The organism is Sphingomonas sp. UYP23 (assembly GCF_054059235.1).
Genome location: NZ_JBSSBX010000001.1, coordinates 239988 through 260714 on the forward strand (window position 1 = coordinate 239988; position 20727 = coordinate 260714).

18 protein-coding genes and 1 pseudogene are annotated in these 20727 nt (G+C 67.6%); 12 read left to right on the plus strand and 7 right to left on the minus strand.

The annotated features are described in order from the left end of the window. The first annotated feature begins 4 nt into the window (after positions 1–4). The 3 genes and pseudogenes from rimO to ACVWYO_RS01335 all read left to right on the plus strand — a co-directional run bounded on the left by rimO (position 5) and on the right by ACVWYO_RS01335 (position 3160). A complete protein-coding gene (rimO, locus tag ACVWYO_RS01325) occupies positions 5–1336 on the plus strand; it encodes a 30S ribosomal protein S12 methylthiotransferase RimO (RefSeq protein ID WP_457348418.1) in 1332 nt (443 codons plus the stop codon). A gap of 45 nt (positions 1337–1381) precedes the next feature. Then, positions 1382–2777 (plus strand): annotated as a pseudogene (locus ACVWYO_RS01330) (leucyl aminopeptidase family protein). Continuing rightward, positions 2774–3160: a hypothetical protein gene (locus ACVWYO_RS01335; protein WP_457348419.1), complete on the plus strand. Its 387-nt coding sequence runs from the start codon at positions 2774–2776 to the stop codon at positions 3158–3160. Before ACVWYO_RS01330 ends, ACVWYO_RS01335 begins: the two are co-directional and overlap by 4 nt. 273 nt (positions 3161–3433) lie before the next feature. Here the strand turns inward: ACVWYO_RS01335 and ACVWYO_RS01340 are convergent, their stop codons facing one another. Next, positions 3434–4186, minus strand: coding sequence for a TetR/AcrR family transcriptional regulator (locus ACVWYO_RS01340; RefSeq protein ID WP_457348420.1), 753 nt, complete (start codon positions 4184–4186; stop codon positions 3434–3436). Between ACVWYO_RS01340 and ACVWYO_RS01345 the strand changes: the two genes are divergently transcribed. Further along, positions 4185–4925, plus strand: a complete 741-nt coding sequence (locus ACVWYO_RS01345; protein ID WP_457348421.1) for an SDR family NAD(P)-dependent oxidoreductase — start codon at positions 4185–4187, stop codon at positions 4923–4925. The two genes, ACVWYO_RS01340 and ACVWYO_RS01345, sit on opposite strands and share 2 nt — an antisense overlap. A gap of 448 nt (positions 4926–5373) precedes the next feature. Here the strand turns inward: ACVWYO_RS01345 and ACVWYO_RS01350 are convergent, their stop codons facing one another. Both ACVWYO_RS01350 and tpiA read right to left on the minus strand, forming a co-directional pair. Beyond that, a complete protein-coding gene (locus ACVWYO_RS01350; RefSeq protein WP_457348422.1) occupies positions 5374–5997 on the minus strand; it encodes a hypothetical protein in 624 nt (207 codons plus the stop codon). Positions 5998–6006: 9 nt separating this feature from the next. Beyond that, the gene (gene tpiA, locus ACVWYO_RS01355) at positions 6007–6744 is read right to left on the minus strand and encodes a triose-phosphate isomerase (protein ID WP_457348423.1); all 738 of its coding nucleotides are present in this window, start codon (positions 6742–6744) and stop codon (positions 6007–6009) included. Between the two features lie 144 nt (positions 6745–6888). Here tpiA and ACVWYO_RS01360 point away from each other — a divergent pair, with 144 nt between their 5' ends. Together ACVWYO_RS01360 and trpE are read left to right on the plus strand one after the other, a co-directional pair. Next, on the plus strand, positions 6889–8847 hold the full coding sequence (locus ACVWYO_RS01360) for a SurA N-terminal domain-containing protein (RefSeq protein ID WP_457348424.1): 1959 nt from the start codon (positions 6889–6891) through the stop codon (positions 8845–8847). Next, positions 8831–10354 (plus strand): anthranilate synthase component I, encoded by a 1524-nt coding sequence (gene trpE / locus ACVWYO_RS01365; RefSeq protein WP_457348425.1) that lies wholly within the window; start codon positions 8831–8833, stop codon positions 10352–10354. Before ACVWYO_RS01360 ends, trpE begins: the two co-directional genes overlap by 17 nt. Positions 10355–10368: 14 nt before the next feature. Here trpE and ACVWYO_RS01370 read toward each other — a convergent pair whose 3' ends face one another. Next, the gene (locus tag ACVWYO_RS01370; RefSeq protein WP_457348426.1) at positions 10369–10812 is read right to left on the minus strand and encodes a hypothetical protein; all 444 of its coding nucleotides are present in this window, start codon (positions 10810–10812) and stop codon (positions 10369–10371) included. 134 nt (positions 10813–10946) lie between these two features. On the opposite strand from ACVWYO_RS01370, the gene ACVWYO_RS01375 reads away from it, so the two are divergent. The 4 genes from ACVWYO_RS01375 to ACVWYO_RS01390 all read left to right on the plus strand — a co-directional run bounded on the left by ACVWYO_RS01375 (position 10947) and on the right by ACVWYO_RS01390 (position 13797). Continuing rightward, positions 10947–11531: an anthranilate synthase component II gene (locus tag ACVWYO_RS01375; RefSeq protein ID WP_457348427.1), complete on the plus strand. Its 585-nt coding sequence runs from the start codon at positions 10947–10949 to the stop codon at positions 11529–11531. Continuing rightward, a complete protein-coding gene (trpD, locus tag ACVWYO_RS01380) occupies positions 11528–12523 on the plus strand; it encodes an anthranilate phosphoribosyltransferase (RefSeq protein ID WP_457348428.1) in 996 nt (331 codons plus the stop codon). The genes ACVWYO_RS01375 and trpD overlap by 4 nt, the downstream gene beginning before the upstream one ends. Further along, the gene (gene trpC / locus ACVWYO_RS01385) at positions 12520–13308 is read left to right on the plus strand and encodes an indole-3-glycerol phosphate synthase TrpC (protein WP_457348429.1); all 789 of its coding nucleotides are present in this window, start codon (positions 12520–12522) and stop codon (positions 13306–13308) included. Before trpD ends, trpC begins: the two co-directional genes overlap by 4 nt. A 90-nt stretch (positions 13309–13398) precedes the next feature. Beyond that, positions 13399–13797, plus strand: coding sequence for a cupredoxin domain-containing protein (locus tag ACVWYO_RS01390; protein WP_457348430.1), 399 nt, complete (start codon positions 13399–13401; stop codon positions 13795–13797). 220 nt (positions 13798–14017) lie between these two features. Here ACVWYO_RS01390 and ACVWYO_RS01395 read toward each other — a convergent pair whose 3' ends face one another. Next, complete coding sequence (locus ACVWYO_RS01395) at positions 14018–16366, minus strand: TonB-dependent receptor (RefSeq protein ID WP_457348431.1); 2349 nt, start codon at positions 16364–16366, stop codon at positions 14018–14020. Positions 16367–16680: 314 nt separating this feature from the next. Between ACVWYO_RS01395 and ACVWYO_RS01400 the strand changes: the two genes are divergently transcribed. Beyond that, positions 16681–17346, plus strand: coding sequence for a BLUF domain-containing protein (locus ACVWYO_RS01400; RefSeq protein ID WP_457348432.1), 666 nt, complete (start codon positions 16681–16683; stop codon positions 17344–17346). A gap of 57 nt (positions 17347–17403) precedes the next feature. Continuing rightward, on the plus strand, positions 17404–18069 hold the full coding sequence (lexA, locus tag ACVWYO_RS01405; RefSeq protein ID WP_457348433.1) for a transcriptional repressor LexA: 666 nt from the start codon (positions 17404–17406) through the stop codon (positions 18067–18069). Between the two features lie 61 nt (positions 18070–18130). Here the strand turns inward: lexA and ACVWYO_RS01410 are convergent, their stop codons facing one another. Next, positions 18131–18343, minus strand: coding sequence for a DUF4287 domain-containing protein (locus ACVWYO_RS01410; RefSeq protein WP_457348434.1), 213 nt, complete (start codon positions 18341–18343; stop codon positions 18131–18133). 95 nt (positions 18344–18438) lie between these two features. Further along, entirely contained in the window at positions 18439–20706 is a 2268-nt protein-coding gene (locus tag ACVWYO_RS01415; protein ID WP_457348435.1) for a ComEC/Rec2 family competence protein, read from the minus strand. Between the last annotated feature and the right edge of the window lie 21 nt (positions 20707–20727).

Below are 20727 nucleotides of genomic sequence, written 5' to 3' on the forward strand. Positions count from 1 at the left end.
TCACATGGCAACAACACTCCCCTCCCCGCCGAAGATCGGCATGGTCTCGCTCGGCTGTCCCAAGAATCTGGTCGATAGCGAACGGATCCTGACCAAGCTGCGCTCTGATGGCTATGCCATGTCGCCCGATTATGCCGGCGCCGACGTCGTGTTGGTCAACACCTGCGGCTTCCTCGATTCGGCGAAGGAAGAATCGCTCGAAGCGATCGGCGAGGCGATCGCCGAGAATGGCCGCGTCATCGTTACCGGCTGCATGGGCAAGGAAGCGGAGATGATCCGCGCCAAATTCCCCGGCATCCTCGCCGTCACCGGCGCGCATCAGTATGAAGAAGTCGTCGGCGCGGTCCACGAAGCGGCACCGATGCCGCCGAGCGCGTTCCTCAACCTCGTCCCCGACAGCGGGCTGAAGCTAACTCCGCGCCACTACAGCTATCTGAAGATCAGCGAAGGCTGCAACCACCGCTGCAGCTTCTGCATCATTCCCAGCTTGCGTGGCGACCTCGTCAGCCGCCGCCCCGACGCGATCCTGCGCGAAGCCGAGAAACTGATCGAGGCCGGCACGCGCGAATTGCTCGTCATCAGCCAGGACACCTCGGCCTACGGCGTCGACATCCGTCACCAGCCGCGCATGTGGCACGGCGAAGACGTCCGCGCGCACATGACCGATCTGTCGCGCGAACTCGGCAAATTGGGCGCGTGGGTGCGCCTGCACTACGTCTACCCCTACCCGCACGTTGACCAGGTTATCCCGCTGATGGCCGAGGGGCTGATCCTCCCCTATCTCGACATCCCGTTCCAGCACGCCAGCCGCAACGTCCTCAAGCTGATGAAGCGCCCGGCGAACGAGACCAAGGTGCTCGAGCGCATCAAGACTTGGCGGACGATCGCGCCCGACATCGCGATCCGCTCGACCTTCGTCGTCGGCTTCCCCGGCGAGACCGAGGACGATTTCGCCTATCTGATGGACTGGCTCGAGGAAGCGCAGCTCGACCGCGTCGGCGCGTTCCGCTTCGAGCCGGTCGAAGGCGCCGCCGCCAATGACCTCCCCAACCCTGTGCCCGAAGAGATCAAGGAAGAGCGCTACGCCCGCCTGATGGAACTGACCGCGCGCATCTCGGCCGACAAGCTCCAGGCCAAGGTCGGCCGCACGCTCGACGTCATCATCGACGCGGTCGATGAGGATGGCGGCGCAACCGGCCGCTCGAAGGCCGATGCGCCCGAGATCGACGGCGAGGTCTTCCTGCGCGACGCCGGGCATCTCAAGCAGGGCGACATCGTCGCGGTCAGCATCGAGGATGCCGACGAGCACGACCTGTACGGCGTCCCCGTCGCGTAACCACGCGTGGGTTGCGCCCCGGCGCTGCGCTTCCGATAAAGGGGTATGACCTTCGACCCCGCAGCGTTGCTGCAACCCGACCGTGGCCAGTCCGCCCGCCTCATCCATGTCGTTCGCCCCGAGGCGTGGGAGGCGTGGCTCGGCGCGCAACCGCCGCGGATCCGCACCGCGGTCGCCGCCCACCGGCTGACCGGCAAGCCGGGCAACCGCGCGGTCCTGCCGGGCGAGAAGCCCGAAGATTGGGCGATGCTGCTCGTCTGCAACGAAAGCCTCGACTCACCCTGGCGGATCGCCTCGCTCGGCGAGCAATTGCCCGAAGGCACCTATCGCCTTGCCGAGGGCGAGCCCGGCGCGGCGATGCTCGGCTGGTGCCTCGCACAGCACAAATTCGATCGCTACCGCAGCGGCGACGAAGCCCCAGTCGGCGCGCGCGTGCTGCTCACCAACGAGCCCGCGCGGATCGAGGAGACCGTCAGGCTTGCGCGCGCCACAGCGAAGGTGCGCGACCTCGTCAACACCGCCGCCGCCGATCTCGGCCCGGCCGAGCTCGAAGCCGAAGCGCAGCAGCTCGCACAAGTGCACGGCGCGACCGCCTCGGTCACCAAGGGCGACGCGCTCGAAAAGGGCTATCCGATGATCCATGCGGTCGGCCAGGCCGCTGCGCGCGGGCGCGAGCCGCGGCTGATCGAGCTCGAATGGGGCAATCCCGCACATCCCCGCATCGCGATCGTCGGCAAGGGCGTGTGCTTCGATTCAGGCGGGCTCGACATCAAGCCGTCGTCGGGGATGCGGCTGATGAAGAAGGACATGGGCGGCGCGGCGCATGCGCTCGCACTTGCCGGGCTGGTGATGGCGGCGCGGCTGCCGGTGCGGCTGCACCTGCTGATCCCCGCGGTCGAGAACAGCATCTCGGGCAATGCCTTCCGTCCGGGCGACGTGCTGCACACGCGAAAAGGGCTGACCGTCGAGAACACCAATACCGACGCGGAAGGGCGCCTCGTGCTCGGTGACGCGCTGACGCGTGCGGCGGAGGAAAACCCGACGCTGATCCTCGATTTCGCGACGCTCACCGGCGCGGCGCGCGTCGCGCTCGGGCCCGATCTGCCCGCGACCTTCGCCAATGACGAAGCACTCGCGGCGGCGTTGCTCGCAGCCGGGGCGGCGGTTGGCGACCCGGCTATGGCGGCTGCCCTTGTGGGACGGCTATGACGACATGTTGACATCGGACATCGCCGATCTCGTCAACGCCCCCGACGGCGGTTTCGCAGGATCGGTAACGGCCGCGCTGTTCCTGCGCCGCTTCGTTCCAGAGGGCACGCCCTGGGCGCATTTCGATACCTTCGCCTGGCGTCCAAGTGCGAAGCCCGGTCGCCCCAAGGGCGGCGAGGCGCTCGGCCTGCGCGCGGCGTGGGCGATGCTCAAAGGGCGCTTCCCGGCATGATCTACATCCTGACCAACCTCGTGCCGATCCTCGTCGCGACGCTGATCGGGCTGCTGCTGGGCGCGGGCTATCACGTGGCGTTCGGGCGCGGTCGCGTGGCGCGCGGCACGATCGTCGTCGCCGCGCTCGGCCTGTTCTGGTTCGCCTCGATCCTGGCGGGCGCGCTGATCCTCGCCCCGCCCAAGGCCGCGCCGTGGATCATGGCGGTGGGGAGCGCGGTGGTGATCTGGGCGGGGTTCGTGCTGCCGGTGGTGGCAGTCACGCAGCGCTATCACGCCGCGCCACCGCGCCGAATCGTGGCGGACAGTCTGTTCTGGCTGGTGACGATGGTGGCGCAAGCGGTGGCGATGAAGCTGATCGGGTTGGTCCCGCCGCCGGTGTGATAGCCCGTCCGGTGGTCGACGCCCCGTATCGGGAGAATGGCTGCCGCCGTCCCCGCCACGGCGACTGAACCGCGCATGTCTGCATCTGGTGGAAACGCGACGGGCGGCCTCATCGCGACGGTTTGGCTTAGGCTGCCAGCCGATCAGTCTCGTAGTTCGCAAACCCCGCCGAAACCCGTTTGGCAGTCCAAATGCCGCGAGGCGCGGACGGCGTTCGAAGAATCAACCTTAGATCGGAAAGGAACGCGCGCGCCTGCTTCACTCGATCAAAGTCTATCGGGATGTCAGCGGAGCGGTGGCCGGTACGGCGTCAAGTGCTACGCCCACAGCCTCTTGCAGCTCGTCGAGACTGTATCCGTCACGCGCTTGGATGGCCAATCCCTGCATGACAGCCGTGATAAAACGCGACAGACGATCGGCCTGCTGTGCCGTCACCCAATACAGCAATTTTCCCGCGAGCAGGGTGCGGAATGCGGCACGCCGCTGGACCAGTTCCTGTGCCAGCTCGGCATGATCCGGATGGCTGGCGATCATCCCGGTGTTGAGCATGCAACCAATCTCTCCGGCTGGATCGAGCAATCCCCGAGCTGTGCCGTCGAGCAGAAAGTGCACCGCCTCCCGGAGCGACTCCGCCGCATCCATGAACGATAGGTCAGAGGCGCCGCGGATATCCGAATACCGGTCGAGCGCCTCGCGATAGAGTGCCGCCTTGTTGCCGAACGCAGCATATAGGCTCGGCGCCGCGATCCCCAATACCGCCGTAAGCTGCTGGAACGAAACACCTTCATAGCCGTGTCGCCAGAACAAGCGCATCGCGCTGTCCAACGCAGCATCTCGATCAAAACCGCGTGGCCGCCCACTCGGTCTGTTGGATGGGGCTTCCATAACGGCCATTAAACAACGTTTGACAGAACGAAGCAACCGATCCATTCTTTTATGACCGTTAAAGAATATCGAGGTCGTTCCAATGCCATCAGCCAATCCCGTTGCCGTCATCACCGGAGCGTCCTCCGGAATCGGTGCCATGTATGCCGATCGCCTCGCCGCGCGAGGCTATGATCTGGTGCTGGTCGCGCGCCGGATCGATCGCTTGCAAAAGCTGGCGGACACCTTGTCAGCCGCGCATCAGATCGAGGTTCGGGCGATCGAGGCAGACCTGACCGGGGAAACCGGCCTTGCACAGGTCGAGCACCTGCTACGCTCCGACGAGCGGATCGCGCTGCTGGTGAACAACGCGGGCAACGGCAAGCTTAGTGGTACCGCCGATATGTCCGATGCCGATACGGCCTCGACGATCGCGCTCAACGTCGTGGCGCCGACCCGACTGGCCCGCGCCGTCCTGCCTGCGTTCCTGAAGCGGGATGCCGGTGCGATCATCAACATTGCATCGGTCATGGCACTGCACGCGCTTCCCATCACGACGCTCTACAGCGCGACCAAGAGCTACGTGCTGATGTTCAGCCGTGGGCTGCAAGGCGAGTTGGAGGGTACCGGCGTTCGCGTTCAGGTTGTTCTTCCGGCAGGTACGGCAACCGAGTTCTACGACCAATCCGGCATTCCGCTTTCGGCGTTCGATCCTGCGGCGGTGATGACGACCGACAACCTTGTTGACGCGGCGCTTGCCGGTTTCGATGCTGGCGAGGCGGTGACCCTTCCGTCCGTCCACAATGCCGATCTCTGGACCGCTTACGACGCGGCACGGGGGGCACTGTTCGGCGACACGCAGGTCGGCAGTCCGGCACCGCGCTACGCTCGGGCGATTTGAGCAGGTCCAGGAGACTCGGGCTGGGGTGAAGCGGCGCTAACAGATCTTCACGATGACGATCTGTTAGCGCTCCGTGCTTCCCACAATGGGACGCGCGACGGGACAGTCGCCCCGGGGATCGCGCCCTTGGGGGCCGGGCCACCCGCTTCCCCAGAATCGGTTGCCGAGTGCCTTTTCGTGAAATCGCCACTTGGACAGGGAGAAATGGAAAGATCGCGCTGACGGAATGGCGGCTTGCGAGGATATCGATCGCCCTCCTGAGTGTCCGGGGTTGAGCGAAGGCGGAGGTCGCTGCCCTAACACTCATCCGTCGTGACATTCCCGTGAAGCTGCGGGAAATCGCCGGATCCTCACGGATGCATTGGCCCGACACCGGAAACGATCGTCGCTATAAATGTCGCGTCCTGGGGTGGATCGCGTCAAGGACTCGGCGCCGCCCTTCGAAGGATCAACCGGCACCCCGCCCCTTCCGCCAGCGCGCCACGGCCGCATCGTAGCGGTCGCGCTCGGTGGCGAGGGCCTCATTGCGGGCTTTGCTATCCCGGTCGTGCCTCGCATCGAACTCACGGCGTTCGCGGTCGAGCGCGTGTTGGCGGGCGACAAGCTTGGCATCGGCGTCGCGGTAGCTGTCTTCGAGATCGGCCAGCGCGTGTTCGGCTGCGGCGAGGGCAGCGCTCGAGGGTTTGGGCGCCGGTGCGGGTTTGGGTTTGGGTTTGGGTTTGGGCTCGGTCTTTCGCAACGCCGAAGCCGCGCGCTTGGCTGGGCCCCTCCCGGTCATCGCGCGTGTTGTCGGTGGATCGTCCGGCGCTTCCGCCTTCGCCACCCTTGCCGGTTCAGCCGGCAGCGCCGCGATCTGCTCGACGGTCGTCCCGCGCGACCGCTTGATCACCTCGCCCGGATGCGCGAGCGGCTCGGCGGTCAGCGCGGGATCGGCCACTTCCTGCGCGATTCCGCGCGCGAACAGATCGTGCTCGCTCCCCCACGCCGCGAGCGCCGCCTTGCGGCTTGGCGCGGCGACATAGGCGTCGTGGAACCCCGCCGGTACGACGAATACCTTGAGCCGCCGCGCCATGCCGAAGCCTCAGGCCGCTTCGATGATCGGCACGAACTTCGCCGCCGTCAGGCTCGCGCCGCCGACCAGCGCGCCGTCGACATCCTCGGTCTCGAGGATCGCCGCCGCATTCGCCCCTGTCACCGACCCGCCATAGAGGATGCGGATCCCGTCCGCCGCATCGCCAACCAGCGTGCGCAGCTTGGCGCGCGCGATCGAATGGACCTCGCCAATCTCGTCGAGCGTCGGGGTGCGGCCTGTGCCGATCGCCCAGCGTGGCTCGTACGCCAGCGTCAGCCAGTCGCCCGTGGCGAGATCGGGCACCGATTTCTCGATCTGCGCCTGGACGACGCGCGCGGCGCGGCCGGCGTCGCGCTCGGCATCGGTCTCGCCGACGCACAGGATCACGCCGAGCCCGTGGCGATGCGCCGCGCTCGCCTTGGCCCAGGCATCCTGGCTCGTCTCGCCCTGGTCGGCGCGGCGCTCGCTATGGCCGACGATCGTGAAGACCGCCCCGGCCTCGGCCAGCATCGCGGCGGACAGGCAGCCGGTATGCGCGCCGCTTTCGGCGGCATGGACATCCTCCCCGCCGAACGCGAAGCCCGGAACCAGCGCCACCGCGGGCGCGATGAGCGTCGCCGGCAGGGCGATCGACACATCGACCAACGGCGCGCCACGCGCGGCCTCTGCGATCGTGACCAATTCGGCGAGTGCGGCATGATTGCCGTTCATCTTCCAATTGCCTGCTACCAGCTTGCGTCGCGCCATTCTGCGTCTCTCCCTGTTTGATCCTCGCCGGACAGCGATACCGAAGCGCGCGCGCGGCACAAGTCCAAGCCCCGGGTTGATGCCGCCTCGCGCGCCGCCTAAAGCGGCGCGTTACCGCTCCAGACAGATTGGCCGTTTCCGACCATGCTCAGCTTTTTCCGCCGAATGATTGCCCACCGGTTCGGAGGCGCGATCGCGCTCGGTTTCGTCGCATTGCTCGGCCTGGGGTTCGTGCTCGGGGACCGGGCCGGCCTGTCGGGCAGCGCCAACCCGGTCGCCAAGGGCGATATCGTCGCAACCGTCGGCAAGAAGACGATCTCGGTCGCCGAGCTTCAGACCGCGGTTCAGCGCGACATGGATGGCTATCGCCAACAGCAGCCGACGCTCGACATGGCGCAGTTCGTGGCCGGCGGCGGGTTCGACGCGACGCTCGAGCGGCTCATCGATTCGACCGCCTATCGCCAATATGCGCAGGCGCAGGGCATGGTCGTCGGCAAGCCTGCGGTCGACGCGGTGATCGCCGCGCAGCCGGGCCTTTCGGGGCTCGACGGCAAGTTCAGCCAGGAGAAGTATGAAGGCGTGCTGCGCCAGATCGGCATGACCGACGCCGACGTCCGGCTGCAGACGACCGACCAGATTTTGGTCAAGCAATTGTGGCAGTCGCCACTCAAGGCCAGCCAGGTCCCGCTGCAGCTCGCGCTCCCTTACGCCAGCCTGCTGCTCGAAAAGCGCGCCGGGACGATCGGCTTCATCCCGTCGCAGGCGGTGCCTGCCGGCGCCGTGCCGACCGACGCCGAGCTCACCACCTATTACACCCGCAACGCGTCGCGCTACCGCGTGCCCGAGCGGCGGGTTGTGCGCTACGCGCTCGTCAGCCCGGCCAGCGTTGCAGCCGCAGCGACGCCAAACGCCACCGAGATCGCCGCTGCCTATAAGGCGCAGTCGGCCAAATATGCCGCAGCTGACCTCCGCACGATCGTCCAGGTCGTGGTCGCCGACCAGACCGCCGCCAATGCGCTTGCCGCCAAGGTGCGTGCCGGCACGCCCATCGACCAGGCGGCAAAAGCCGCCGGGCTCGAGCCGGTGACGCTGACCGATACCACCAAGGCCGACTATGCTGCGCAATCCTCGCCGCAGATCGCTAGCGCGGCGTTTGCCGGCAAGGCTGGCGATGTTGCGGGTCCGCTGCGCGCGCCGCTCGGCTTCATCGTGCTCAAGGTCGAGAAGCAGCGCGTCCGCCCCGCCACCACGCTGGCGGCCGCGACGCCCGAACTGACCAAGACGCTGACGACGCAGAAGACCGCGGCGCTGCTCACCGAGAAGCGCAACACGTTCGAGGATACGCTGTCCAAGACGAGCTTCGACGGCATCGTCGCGCAGCAGAAGCTGACCGCGCAGACCACGGCCGCGCTGCTTGCATCCGGGCAGGATGTCGCCAATCCCACTGCCAAGCCTGATCCCGCGATCGCGCCGATCCTCACCGCGGCCTTCGCCGCACATGCCGGTGATTCGCCGCAGACCGTGCCGCTCGGCCAGGACGGCAGCTTCGCGCTCATCACGCTCGACAAGATCGTGCCGGCCGCACCGCGGCCGCTCGCGCAGATTCGTGACCTCGTGATCCGCGATTTCGAGTTGGCGCGCGCGCAGAAGGCGGTCCGCCAGATCGCCGCCGGTGTCGTCGCCGCGGCGAACAAGGGCATGCCGCTCGCGCAGGCGTTCGCCGCGACCAAGCTCAAGCTGCCGCCGCTCCGCCCGATCGCGGGGCCCCGCGCCGAGCTGCTCGCCAACCCGCGCGCCGTCCCCGCCCCGCTGCAGATGCTCTTCGCGATGGCGCCCAAGACGACCAAGCTGCTCGAGGCCCCCAACAATGCGGGCTATCTGATCGTCCATCTCGACACGATCACCTCGGGCGACGCGTCCGGCAACGCGAAGGTGATCGCTGGCACGCAGAGCGATATCGGCAGCGTGATCGGCCGCGAATATGTCGCGCAGTTCGGCAAGGCGGTGCAGAATGCCGTCGGCACCAAGCGCAATGCGCTGGCGATCGCCAAGCTCAAGGCGCAATTGTTGGGTGGCGTGAGCGCAGATGACCAGCAGCCCTGATCGCGCCGACCGCATCGCCGCACGCGCCGCGCTCGCGGCGGGCAAGCCAGCGTTGCTTTGGCAGCGCCAGGTCGCCGACACCGAGACGCCGGTCGCCGCAGCGCTGAAACTGATCGAGCCCGGGCGCGGCGATTTCCTGCTCGAGTCGGTCGAGGGCGGCGAGACGCGCGGGCGGCACAGCCTGATCGGACTGGCCCCCGATCTGGTGTTCCGCGCGCACGGCGCCGAGGCCGCGATCAACCCGCACTGGCTGACCGACCGCGAGGCCTTTGCACCGTGCGATGCGCCGACGCTCGACGCTTTGCGCGCGCTCGTCGCGTCGTGCCGGATGGACGTGCCGGCCGAGCTGCCGCGCGCGCTCGCCTGTCTCGTCGGCTATTTCGGCTATGAGACCATCGGGCTGGTCGAACGCCTGCCGCGCCCCGCCACCGACGCGCTCGGCCTGCCCGACATGATGTTCGTGCGCCCGACGATGATCCTGATCTTCGACCGGCTCGCCGATGCGCTGTTCCTCGTCGCGCCGGTCTGGCCCGATGCGGCGCGCACGCCCGAGGCGATCGTCGCAGAGGGCAGCGAGCGGATCGAGGCAACCGCCGCGCGGCTCGCCACGGCACAGCTCCCCGCCCCCGTGCGCGCCCCCGCCGCCGAGGAGATCGCGCTCACGCCAACGCTCGCACCGGGCCGCTACGCCGAGATGGTCGCGGCGGCGAAGGACTATATCGTCGCGGGCGACATCTTTCAGGTGGTGCTCGCGCAGCGCTTCACCGCGCCGTTTACGCTGCCGCCGTTCGAGCTCTATCGCGCGCTGCGGCGAATCAACCCGTCGCCCTTCCTCTACCATCTCGACCTGCCGGGTTTCGCACTGACCGGCTCGAGTCCCGAGATCCTCGTCCGCGTTCGCGACGGCGAAGTGACGATTCGCCCGATCGCGGGCACGCGCCCGCGCGGCAAGACCGCCGCCGAGGACGAAGCCAATCGCGTCGGCCTGCTCGCCGACCCGAAGGAGCGTGCCGAGCATCTGATGTTGCTCGACCTTGGCCGCAACGATGTCGGGCGCGTCGCCGAGGCCGGCAGCGTCACGGTCACCGCGAGCTACACCACAGAATTCTACAGCCATGTGATGCACATCGTGTCGAACGTCGTAGGCCGGCTGTCGCCAGACCATGATGCGATCGACGCGCTCCTCGCCGGCTTCCCCGCGGGCACCGTCAGCGGCGCGCCCAAAGTGCGGGCATGCGAGATCATCGCCGAGCTCGAGGATGCGGTGCGCGGGGCCTATGCCGGCGGTGTCGGCTATTTCTCGCCCGACGGATCGATGGATTCGTGCATCGTGTTGCGCACCGCGGTGGTCAAGGACGGCACGATGCACGTCCAGGCCGGCGCCGGCATCGTCGCCGACAGCGTCGCCGCATATGAGCAGCGCGAATGCGAAGCCAAGGCCGGCGCTTTGCTGGCCGCCGCGCGCGAGGCGATCGCACGCGCGGCGGAGGTCAGTTTCGGGCAGTAATCAGCCGGCGGCGATCAGGGGATCGCTGCCGCCTGACGCTTGGCCTCGGCCTTTTCGGCAGCATATTGCTGCGCGCGCATCATCGCGCAGCCGGTCTGGCCGCCTGATCCGGTCGGCGAGCACGTGTCGGGCAAGCCCGCCGCACGACGGCCGACTTCGTCGGCGACCGCGGCGCGATTGGCCCAGCTCTGGTTCTGCGCGGGGATCGGCTTGTCGTCACGCAATTCCTTGGGGATGCGATACGGCTCACCCTGGCGCGCGCAGACGACGATCTCGGCATCGGGGTCGCTCGACTTGGGACAGGCCTGGTTGCCGGTCAGCGTGACAGAACGGATCCGCAGCGGGGGCTTGCCGGACTCGGCCTGCTTGGCGGCGGCATCGGTCCGCTCGGCGGTCTGCGCGAAACTCGAGACGGGAAGGGCGGCCAGCGTCAGGGCAATGGCAAAGGGGCGCAGCATGGTGAAAATTCTCCTCGAGGATCAACAACGTCCACCACGCCAGCTTGATCCAAGCTGAACGCGCGGCTTCGTTCGCACATTCGATCGCGCATTCGATCATTGTCGCTACACCACAAAAGCGGTAGCGGCGCGCTATGATCCGCGCACAGATCCTTGTCATCGACAATTACGACAGCTTCACCTGGAACCTCGTCCATTATCTGATGGAGCTCGGCGCCGAGGTGAAGGTCGTGCGCAACGACGCGATGACCGCCGCCGAAGCGCTGGCGAGCAACGCCACCGGCTTCCTCATTTCGCCCGGCCCCAAGACGCCGACCGAGGCGGGCATTTCGCTCGGCCTCGTCGCCGCCTGTGCCGATGCGGGACGGCCGCTGCTCGGCGTGTGCCTGGGGCACCAGGCGATCTGCCAGCATTTCGGCGGCAGCGTGGTGCGCGGCGGGCTGATGCACGGCAAGACATCGCCCGTGACGCATGACGGGTCGGGCGTGTTCGCCAATCTCCCCTCGCCCTTCACCGCCACGCGCTATCATTCGCTGATCGTCGAGGATCTGCCCGAGACGCTGATCGTCAATGCGCGCGCCGATGACGGATCGGTGATGGGCGTACGCCATGCGAGCCTGCCGATCCACGGCGTGCAGTTCCACCCCGAGAGCATCGCGACCGAGCACGGCCATGCCCTGCTGGGGAATTTCCTGGCGGATGCCGGGGGTGGCTCGTGACCACCCTGGCGCTGCTCCCCGACACGTCTTCTCCGCTCAGCCGCGAGACGGCAGCGCAGGCGTTCGCCGACCTGCTCGACGGGAACGTCCCCGACGACGCGATCGCGGCCTTCCTGATTGGCCTGACCGACCGCGGCGAGACGAGCATCGAGATCGCCGAGGCGGCGCGCGCGATGCGCGCGCGTCTGCTGCCGATCGAAGCGCCACCCGGCACGGTCGACGTGTGCGGCACCGGCGGCGACGGCCACCACACGCTCAACGTGTCGACCGCCGTATCGATCGTCGTCGCGAGCACCGGCGTGCCCGTCGCCAAGCACGGCAACCGCGCCGCCTCGTCCAAGGCGGGCGCCGCCGATACGCTCGAGGCGCTCGGGCTCGACATGCACCGCGCCGGGCTCAACGCCGAGGCGAGCCTCAACGATATCGGCATCGCCTTCCTGTTTGCCGCCAACCACCACCCGGCGATGAAGCGCATCACTCCGATCCGCCAGGCGATCGGCCGTCGCACGATCTTCAACCTGATGGGCCCGCTTGCCAATCCGGCGGGCGTGACGCGACAGCTGATCGGCATCGCGCGCCCCGATTATGCCGCAACCTATGCCGCCGCACTTGAGCAGCTCGGCACCGAGGCCGCGCTTGTCGTTTCGGGCGAGGAAGGGCTCGACGAACTGTCGAGCGCGGGGCCGAGCATCGCGGTTGCAGTCGGCGCGATCGATCTCCCGCGCACGATCACGCCCGAGGATGCCGGCCTGCCGCGCCACCCGGTCAGCGCGATCCGCGGCGGCGATGCGGCGCACAACGCCGCGGCGCTACGCCGCCTTCTCACCGGCGAGCATGGCGCGTATCGCGACGCCGTCCTGCTCAACGCCGCCGCCGCGCTGATCGTCGCGGGCACCGCGCACACCCTTCCCGAAGGTGTCGCCACCGCTGCCGAAGCGCTCGACAGCGGCTCGGCGAACGCCTTGCTCGATCGTTGGATCGCCTATTCATGACCGATATTCTGAACCGTATCCTCGAAACCAAGCGCGCCGACGTCGCCGCGCGCAAGGCGACGACGGCATTGAGCGAGCTCGATTCGCGGATCGCCGCCCAGTCGCCGCCACGCGGCTTCCGCGCCGCGCTCGATGCGCGCGCGGCAGCGGGCGGCTACGCGCTGGTCGCCGAGATCAAGAAGGCGAGCCCGTCCAAGGGCCTGATCCGCGAGGATTTCGATCCCCCGGCGCACGCCCTCGCCTATCAAGCCGGCGGCGCGACCTGCCTGTCGGTGCTGACCGACGAGGCCTGGTTCCAGGGGGCGGACGGCTTCCTGAGCGCGGCGCGCGACGTGTGCGACCTGCCGGTGCTGCGCAAGGATTTCATGGTGGATCCGTGGCAGGTGCCCGAGTCGCGCGGGATCGGCGCCGATGCGATCCTGCTGATCATGGCCGCGCTCGATGACGTGACGCTCGCCGAGATCGAGGCGAGCGCGATCGAATGCGGGATGGACGTGCTGGTCGAAGTCCATTCGCAGGCAGAGATGGAGCGCGCGATGAAGCTCAAGTCGCGGCTGATCGGCGTCAACAACCGCAATTTGCGCGATTTCACCGTCGATTTCGCGCGGACGTACGAGCTGGTGTCGAAGGCGCCGAAGGACTGCACCTTCGTCGCCGAAAGCGGGCTGACGACGCGGGCCGATCTCGACGCGATGGCCGAGCACGGCATCCGCTGCTTCCTGATCGGCGAGGCGCTGATGCGCCAGAGCGATGTCGAGGCGGCAACGCGCACCTTGGTCGGCTAGGCGGCGATCGCCGGCGGACCATCGGAATCGCGCGGAACGAAGCCCAGCGCTGCGCCGTTTGCGTCTCCAGATTCGACACGGAGACATGCAATGAAAACCGCCCTGCTTGCCCTGATGGCAATCGCCACGCCCGCCATTGCCCAGACGCCCACCGCACGCGCGCCGCAATCCGTGGCGATCACCATGACCGACCACGGTTTTGTGCCACGCACCATCGTGTTGCGCCGCGGCGGTTCGTACGTGCTGCGCATCGCCAATCGCTCGGACAAGGGCCACAACCTGACGCAGAAGGCGTTCTTCCGCGCAGCGCGTCTCGCGCGCGAGGATCGTGGCCTGGCGGGCGACGGCCAGATCGTCCTCGCGGCAGGCGAGCGCGCGACGGTGCGGCTCGAGGCGCCCCTGAGCCGGCCGGGTGGGACGTATCAGTTCAGCAGCACGACCTTGGCGGACGCCGACAGCGAGTATACCGGCGTTTTCCGGATGCGGTGACGATTGCGTACGGTTGGCCGCTCTCCCACGCAGCCGGGACAGTGCCCCGGCTGCGGGGAGATCGCGTTCGAGATAGGGCTACGCCTTACCGACAGCGACCCCCGACACGATGCCGAGAGGGCCGTCGCGCGGTGTGATCGATCACGCCCCGCCGGCCGGGAAAGAGCCCAGCGAACGAAGCGGCCGATGTGCCTGACGCCCGCACACCGGCCCTACCCGATCAGAACTTGCCGCTAAGCGACACGCCGATGATCCGCGGATCGTTGAACACGGCCGCATTGTAGTTGTCGAGCACGCCCTTGAGGTTCTTCTCATTGGTGACGTTGCGCGAGAACACCGCGAGCTCATACTTGCCGTCGGGCGCAGTATACCCAGCCTTCAGACCAGCCTCGAACGTGCCGTCCGACGTATATTCGACCGTCTTGTACGGTACGAAGCTCGTATAGCCCTGCAGCGTCACATCGCCGCCGACGAACAGCTTGCCGCCATTGCCGAGCGGGAAGTCGTAGCGCGCGTTCGCATCGAGCTGATACTTCGGCGCGTTGGGGAGCGCGTTGCCGTTGATCTGCGCGAGCGTCGCGGTCGTAACCCCTGCGGCGTTGCGGATCGCGATCGTCGGGTTGAGCACGGTGCAGGTCAGCGCGCCGTTGAGGAAGCACGCCGGGGTATAGACGCGGGTGTCGTTGATCTCGGTGTGCAGCACGCTGCCGCCAAGACCCAGCGTGAAGTCGCGCACCGGGCGCCACGTCAGCTCGGCCTCGCCGCCCCAGGCCTGCGCCTGATTGGCGTTGAACAGCAGGCCGTTATTGTTGGCGTCGTTGCCGTTCAGCTGGATGTTGTGGACCTTGTAGTAGAAGCCCGTCGCGTTGAAGCGCAGCGTATTGCCGAACAGGTTCGACTTGAAGCCCGCTTCGTACGACGTGATCGTCTCCGAGCCCGCAGTCACGAAGGCCGAGCTGAACACCGCGTTGCGGCCCTGGATCGTCGGCCCGCGGAAGCCGTGCGAGACGCGCGCGAACACGTTGACGTCGGGATCGACCGCATAGTTGAGGCTCGCTTCCCAGCTCGGCTGGGTGTCGGCGAGGCGGACGTTGGTCGCCGCAGTCGCCGGGAAGGTCGACACGCCCGCTGCGGTGCGCGGCGGGGTGACGAGGCGCGTCTTCTTCTCGTCATAGGTCACGCGCACGCCGCCGGTCAGCGTCAGCTTGGGGAGGATCTGATAGCTTGCCTGGCCGAAGCCGGCATACGACGTGTTGGTGTTGCGCAGGACGACGAAGTTGTTCGGGTTGGGATTGGTGCCGAACGAATTGTTGAGCAGGAAGAAGCCGCGCTGGTCGAACTCGGTCGTGTCACGCGATTCGAAGTAGATCCCACCGATCTGCCACTTGAAGCGGCCCGTCCCGTTGCTGGCGAGGCGAACTTCCTCGCTCAGCTGATCGAGATCGCGCACGCGGCCCTGGCTCTCGCCGTAGAACTTACCGCCCGCGAAGTTGCTCGCGGCACCACCGTCGGTGTCGCCACGGCTATAGCCCTTGGTGGTCTCGTACGCGGTGATCGAGGTCAGCGTGACCGCGCCGAAATCGTTCTTCGCGTTGAACGATCCGCCATAGGTCTTGTACGCCTGACGGTTGCCCGCACCCTCGTCGAGCGCGACGCTCGCACGCGGTGCCGCGCTGACGTCGTTCGAGCCGCGCAGGATCGCGCCGCGATGGAAGATCGTCGAAGTGCCCGAATAATCACGCGCATGCGCCGAAACCAGGCCGGTGAAGCCGGTCTCGGGCGGGGTCAGCATCAGCTGGACGCGGATGTCCTTCTCTTCGAAGCCGCCGAGCTTGTCCTTGCCGCCGACGGTGCCGTCGTCGCTCGGGCCGGTATAGGTGTTGTCGATCCAGTTGTCGCGGCGCTGGTACAGGCCCGACACGCGGAAGCTCAGCACGTCCTTGACGATCGGGCCGCCCACGCCGGCATCGACGCTGACGGTGTTGTAGCTGCCATAGGACGCGGTCGCGCGGCCGGTGAACTCGTTGGTCGGACGGTTGGTGTCGAACTTGATGATGCCCGCGGTCGTGTTGCGGCCGAACAGCGTGCCCTGCGGCCCGCGCAGCACTTCGATCTGGTTGACGTCATAGACCGGGTTCGACTTGAGCACGACATGCTCGAGCACGACCTCGTCCTGGATGATCGACACCGGCTGCGACGCGCCGAGGTAGAAATCGATGTTGCCGAGGCCGCGGATGTAGAAGCGCGGGAAGATCTTGCCGGTGGTCGTCTCGGCGTAAAGGCCGGGGACGCGGTTGGCGAGTTCGAGCAGCGTGTCGCTGCCGCCGGAGGTATAGGTGCGCAGATCGGCGCCCGACAGCACGCCGACCGAGACCGGGACCTTCTGCAGGTTCTCGCTGCGACGCTGCGCGGTAACAACGATATCGCCGAGGCTGTCGCTCTCTGGCGCGGCCTGAACCGCGGCTGCAGGCGCCGCGGCGTCCTGTGCGTTCGCCGAACCGATGCTGGCGATCGCGCCGAACGCGGTGCCGAGCAGAAGGGCCGCCTTGGCGGCGTGTGATTTGGACATGATGTTCCCCCGATAGGTTAAATGGTCTGCCCACACCCTTCGCCGCAGCGGACCTGTTAGTCCTGCGCGGCGATGCTTCAGCAGCGATGCTGGATGCGGTGTGGCCTCGACGGCGCGGCTAGGTCGCTATTGTGACGCGATTATGACACCATGCTGGCGCACCACGCTTTGTCCGTGGCGTGTGGCTTTCGGGTTGCACCAGCGCTTTGAATTCCAAAGCTGATGCAGGATATCGTCACCGGTCACGATCCACCGCAACGACAGCGCACATGCACCGCCCGTAACGCTCAGGTTCACGAGTAAGGATTAACGACATGCGTCAAATCCTGTATGTCAGCCTGAGCATGGTGCCCGACGACAAAACCGATCTCGCCAGCATCCGCGAGCAATCGCGCCACAATAATGCGATCGACGGGATTACCGGGCTGCTTTGGTCCGATGGCAAGAGCTTCATGCAAGTTCTCGAGGGTCCACGAGCGAGCGTCACGACGACCTTCGCGCGGATCCTTGCCGACACGCGTCATCATTCGCTCGTCGTGCTGCAGGAACGTCGGATTAGTGTTGCCGAGTTCGGCAGTTGGACGATGGCGCACCGCCACCCCTGCGACGCCGCCGACAGCGATGACGCCCAGCTGCAGCGACTGTTGATCAACGCATCCGACCAGATCCGCATGCACTTCCTGACCTTGATCGCATCCGGTCATGTCGCGGCGCTCGCGCTCCCCATCGATGCAATCGGCGCATCGCCCCCGACGAAGCTCGACGGCACCGGCGATCCGGCCCGCCCGCGCCGCCCCCTCGATCGCCGGGTCGGCGCGCCGTTTCACAATGCTGGCGTCGCGCTCAACGCCGCCTTCGCGCAAACCGCCCTGCCCGCACACGCACCGCATGACGCCTGCCTCGAAGACCTGCGCCGCGTGGCGCGGATCCCGATCGGCGACTCGTCGGAAACCGCGCACCGACGTGATCGCTCGGCTTGACGGGCGATTTTTCGTTCCGTATAGGTTCGTCGTCTGTTCCGACGAAAGGGCCGCGCGATGCTTACCCGCAAGCAGCATGAGCTGATCTGCTTCATCAACGACCGGCTCGACGAGACCGGTGTATCGCCGTCCTTCGAGGAAATGAAGGAAGCGCTCGATCTCAAATCGAAGTCGGGCGTCCACCGCCTGATCAGCGCGCTCGAGGAACGCCAGTTCATCCGCCGCCTGCCCAATCGCGCGCGCGCGCTCGAAGTGCTCAAGATGCCCGAGCGCGGGATCAAGACGCCGAGCAAGACCGCGCCGGCCAGCGCACCGCGCTCCGCGCCACAGCCTGCCAATGACGTGATCGAGATCCCGCTGCACGGCCGGATCGCGGCTGGCGTGCCGATCGAAGCGTTCGAGGGTGCGTCGATGCTTTCGGTCCCCGCAGCATTGCTCGGCAGCGGCGAACATTATGCACTCGAAGTCTCGGGCGATTCAATGGTCGAGGCGGGGATCCTCGACGGCGACTATGCGCTCATCAGGCGCCAGGACGTCGCGCGCGACGGCGAGATCGTCGTGGCGCTGATCGAGGAAAGCGAGGCGACGCTCAAGTTTTTCCGGCGCGAAGGCGCGATGGTGCGGCTCGATCCGGCGAACCGCGCGTACGATCCGCAACGCTACGCGCCGGCGCAGGTACGGGTGCAGGGCAAGCTTGCCGGACTGCTGCGCCGCTACGACTGAGCTAGGGTCGGCATAATGCGGGATCGCGCCTGATCGACGCGCCGCTGGCGGTCGGGTCGGATCAGTCCTTTTGCTCTGCAAGAGTGGACGCCACGACTGCATTGGCATGGCCGTGGCCCATGCCATGAACGGTCTTCAGCATGGCGACGAGGTCCCTATGCTTTGCCGGCAAGCGGTCGCGCACCAGCGCCTGCCACTCGGCGATCGGACGGCCATAGGTCTTCTCGATCGATGGAAAGTAGGATGCGGGTCCCTTGATGCTTTGGTCAGCCACGGCGTGCAGGCTCCGAGGTGCGCGAACAAGACGGATATCCTCCGGCATTCCAGGCCACGCCGCAAGGACGTGCCACCCGCAGCAGCATCCGTCCATCACCGCACACCCGCCGCCCCGCGCGCGGAGGGCGTCGACCGTGACCGCATCGCGCCGCCCCACCGCCTCCGGACGGTCCCGGCATCCGGCGCGGCGATCCACGGATGCTGGTCGCCCGCCTGGCGAACCGTCCGCACCGCACGCGATGCCAAAGCGATCGCGACCCCGCCGGTTCGCTCCACCGTCGGCCGGTCGAGCCGCAACCAGCGCGGTCCGCACCGCCGCGGCAGTCGCCGCTCGCTGATCACGATATCGACGCCGGCGCAGGCCGCGACCAGATCGGCGGTGGCAACGCGATAGCCGCTCCGCGTCGCCAACACCCGCCACTCCCGCCCGCCCGCCATCCGGCGCGTCAGACACAGATCCCGGCTACAGCGGGCGTCGCGTCGCTCGGACAGCAGCACGGGCAGGTCCGAGACCCCGCCATTTTCGGCAAGCGTGTCGGCCGTATAGTCGCCCGTCCGATCGCGCAGCAGCGCCAGCGCGCCGTCGGCGGTCCGGATCGCGACATGCCGCCCGTCCCCGGTCACGAGCAGATCGGGCGCCGGCGTCGCGATCGCCCACACCATCCCGATCAGCAAGGGCACCGCCCCGAGCCGCCGCCAGCGCGTGCGCCACAGCGCGATCCACAACCCACCCGCGATCATCAGCCCATAGGCGCCGCCCGGCATCGCCGGCAGCGGCGCGACTGCGCCCGGCGTGGCCGCCGTCACATGCGCGATCCACAGCAGCAGATCGAGCGAGCGCGCCGTCAGCCACCAGAATGGCAGCCCCGCGCCAACGGTGTCGAACAGCAAGGCGAGCGCTTCGCACGGCATCGTCACGAAGGTCGTCAGCGGGATCGCGACGATATTGGCAACCGCGCCGTAGACGCCCGCTTTGTGGAAGTGGAACAGCGCGATCGGCAGCAGTGCAAGCTCGACGACGATGCCCGTGAGGAGCAGCGACGCGAGTTCGCGAGCGAACCTCGCCAGCCGCGTCTGCTCGCGCGGCCCGAACCAGATCCGCAACTGCGGATGCTCGTTGAGCGAGACGATCGACGCGACCGCGGCGAAGGAGAGCTGGAAGCTCGGCCCGGCCAGCGCCTCCGGATAGAGCAAAAGCACAACGACCGCCCCCGCCGCGACCAGCCGCAGCGTCAGCGCCTGGCGCCCAAGCGCCAGCGCGACAAGCACGAGCAACGCCGCGACGCACGAGCGGATCGTCGGCACTTCTGCCCCGGTCAGCAGCGTATAGCCGATCGCCGCGAGCGCTCCCGCCCCCGCGGCGATCAGCGGCACGCGCGTCCGCAGCGCGATCCATGGGCTGAGCGCGAGCAGACGCGCGACGAGCAGCATCACCGCACCGACCGCCGCGGTGATATGGAGCCCGCTGACCGACAGCAGATGCGCAAGCCCCGAGCGGCGCATCGCCTCATTGTCCTCAAGCGGGATCCCGCCCTGGTCGCCGGTTGCGAGCGAAGCTGCGATTCCCCCGACGCCCCCGCCGCCCGCCTGCTGCTGGATGTGCTCCGACAAGGCTTGCCGTAGCCCGATCCCCCCCGCACCGCCGCCCGCGACGATCCGGATCGGCCCGAACCCGCGTCCGGTCGCGCCGATCCCGTCGAACCAGGCGCTGCGCGCATAATCGTATGCACCGGGCACGCCGGGCGGCGGCGGCGGCATCAAGCGCGCCGACAGCGCGAGCATAGCTCCGGGGACGAGCCGCGCGGGAACATCCGCATCGACGAGATTGACCCGGATATGCGCCGGCAGCGTCGGAAGCGGGCGGGCGGGCCCCCTCGTCGCCGGCACCGCGAGCACGCGCAGCGGTGCCAGCCGCAAACGCACGAGTTCGCGCGCCGCCAGCGGCTCGATTCGCTCGACTCGGGCGGTGAAGGTCGCGATCGTCGGCACGGGGAGCACCGCGTGCGCCACCCGCTCGGCGCGCCACCAGATCAGCCCAAGTCCGACTGCGACCGCGACCCCACCAACCGCCACGACCCGCGCGGCGCGCCCATGCCGCGCCAGCGCGACACCAGCGAGCGAAACGGCCAGTGCGAGCAACGCAGCGGTTTGCCACGCCACCGGATCGGGCAGCACGAACCACAGGGCAATCCCCGCGCCGAGTGTCACCGGCAACCACAATGGCAGTTGATCGCGCTCGCTTTCAAGCCAAGCTTCAAGCCCTGCCTCGAGTCGCGCGCCGACGCCAAACCACCCCCGCGGCACGCCGATTTGAAGCGCAGGAAGGTGCGTGCTAGAGGCGCTCAAGGCTGATCCGGCCATCCAATCTCTAGTCTGGGAGCA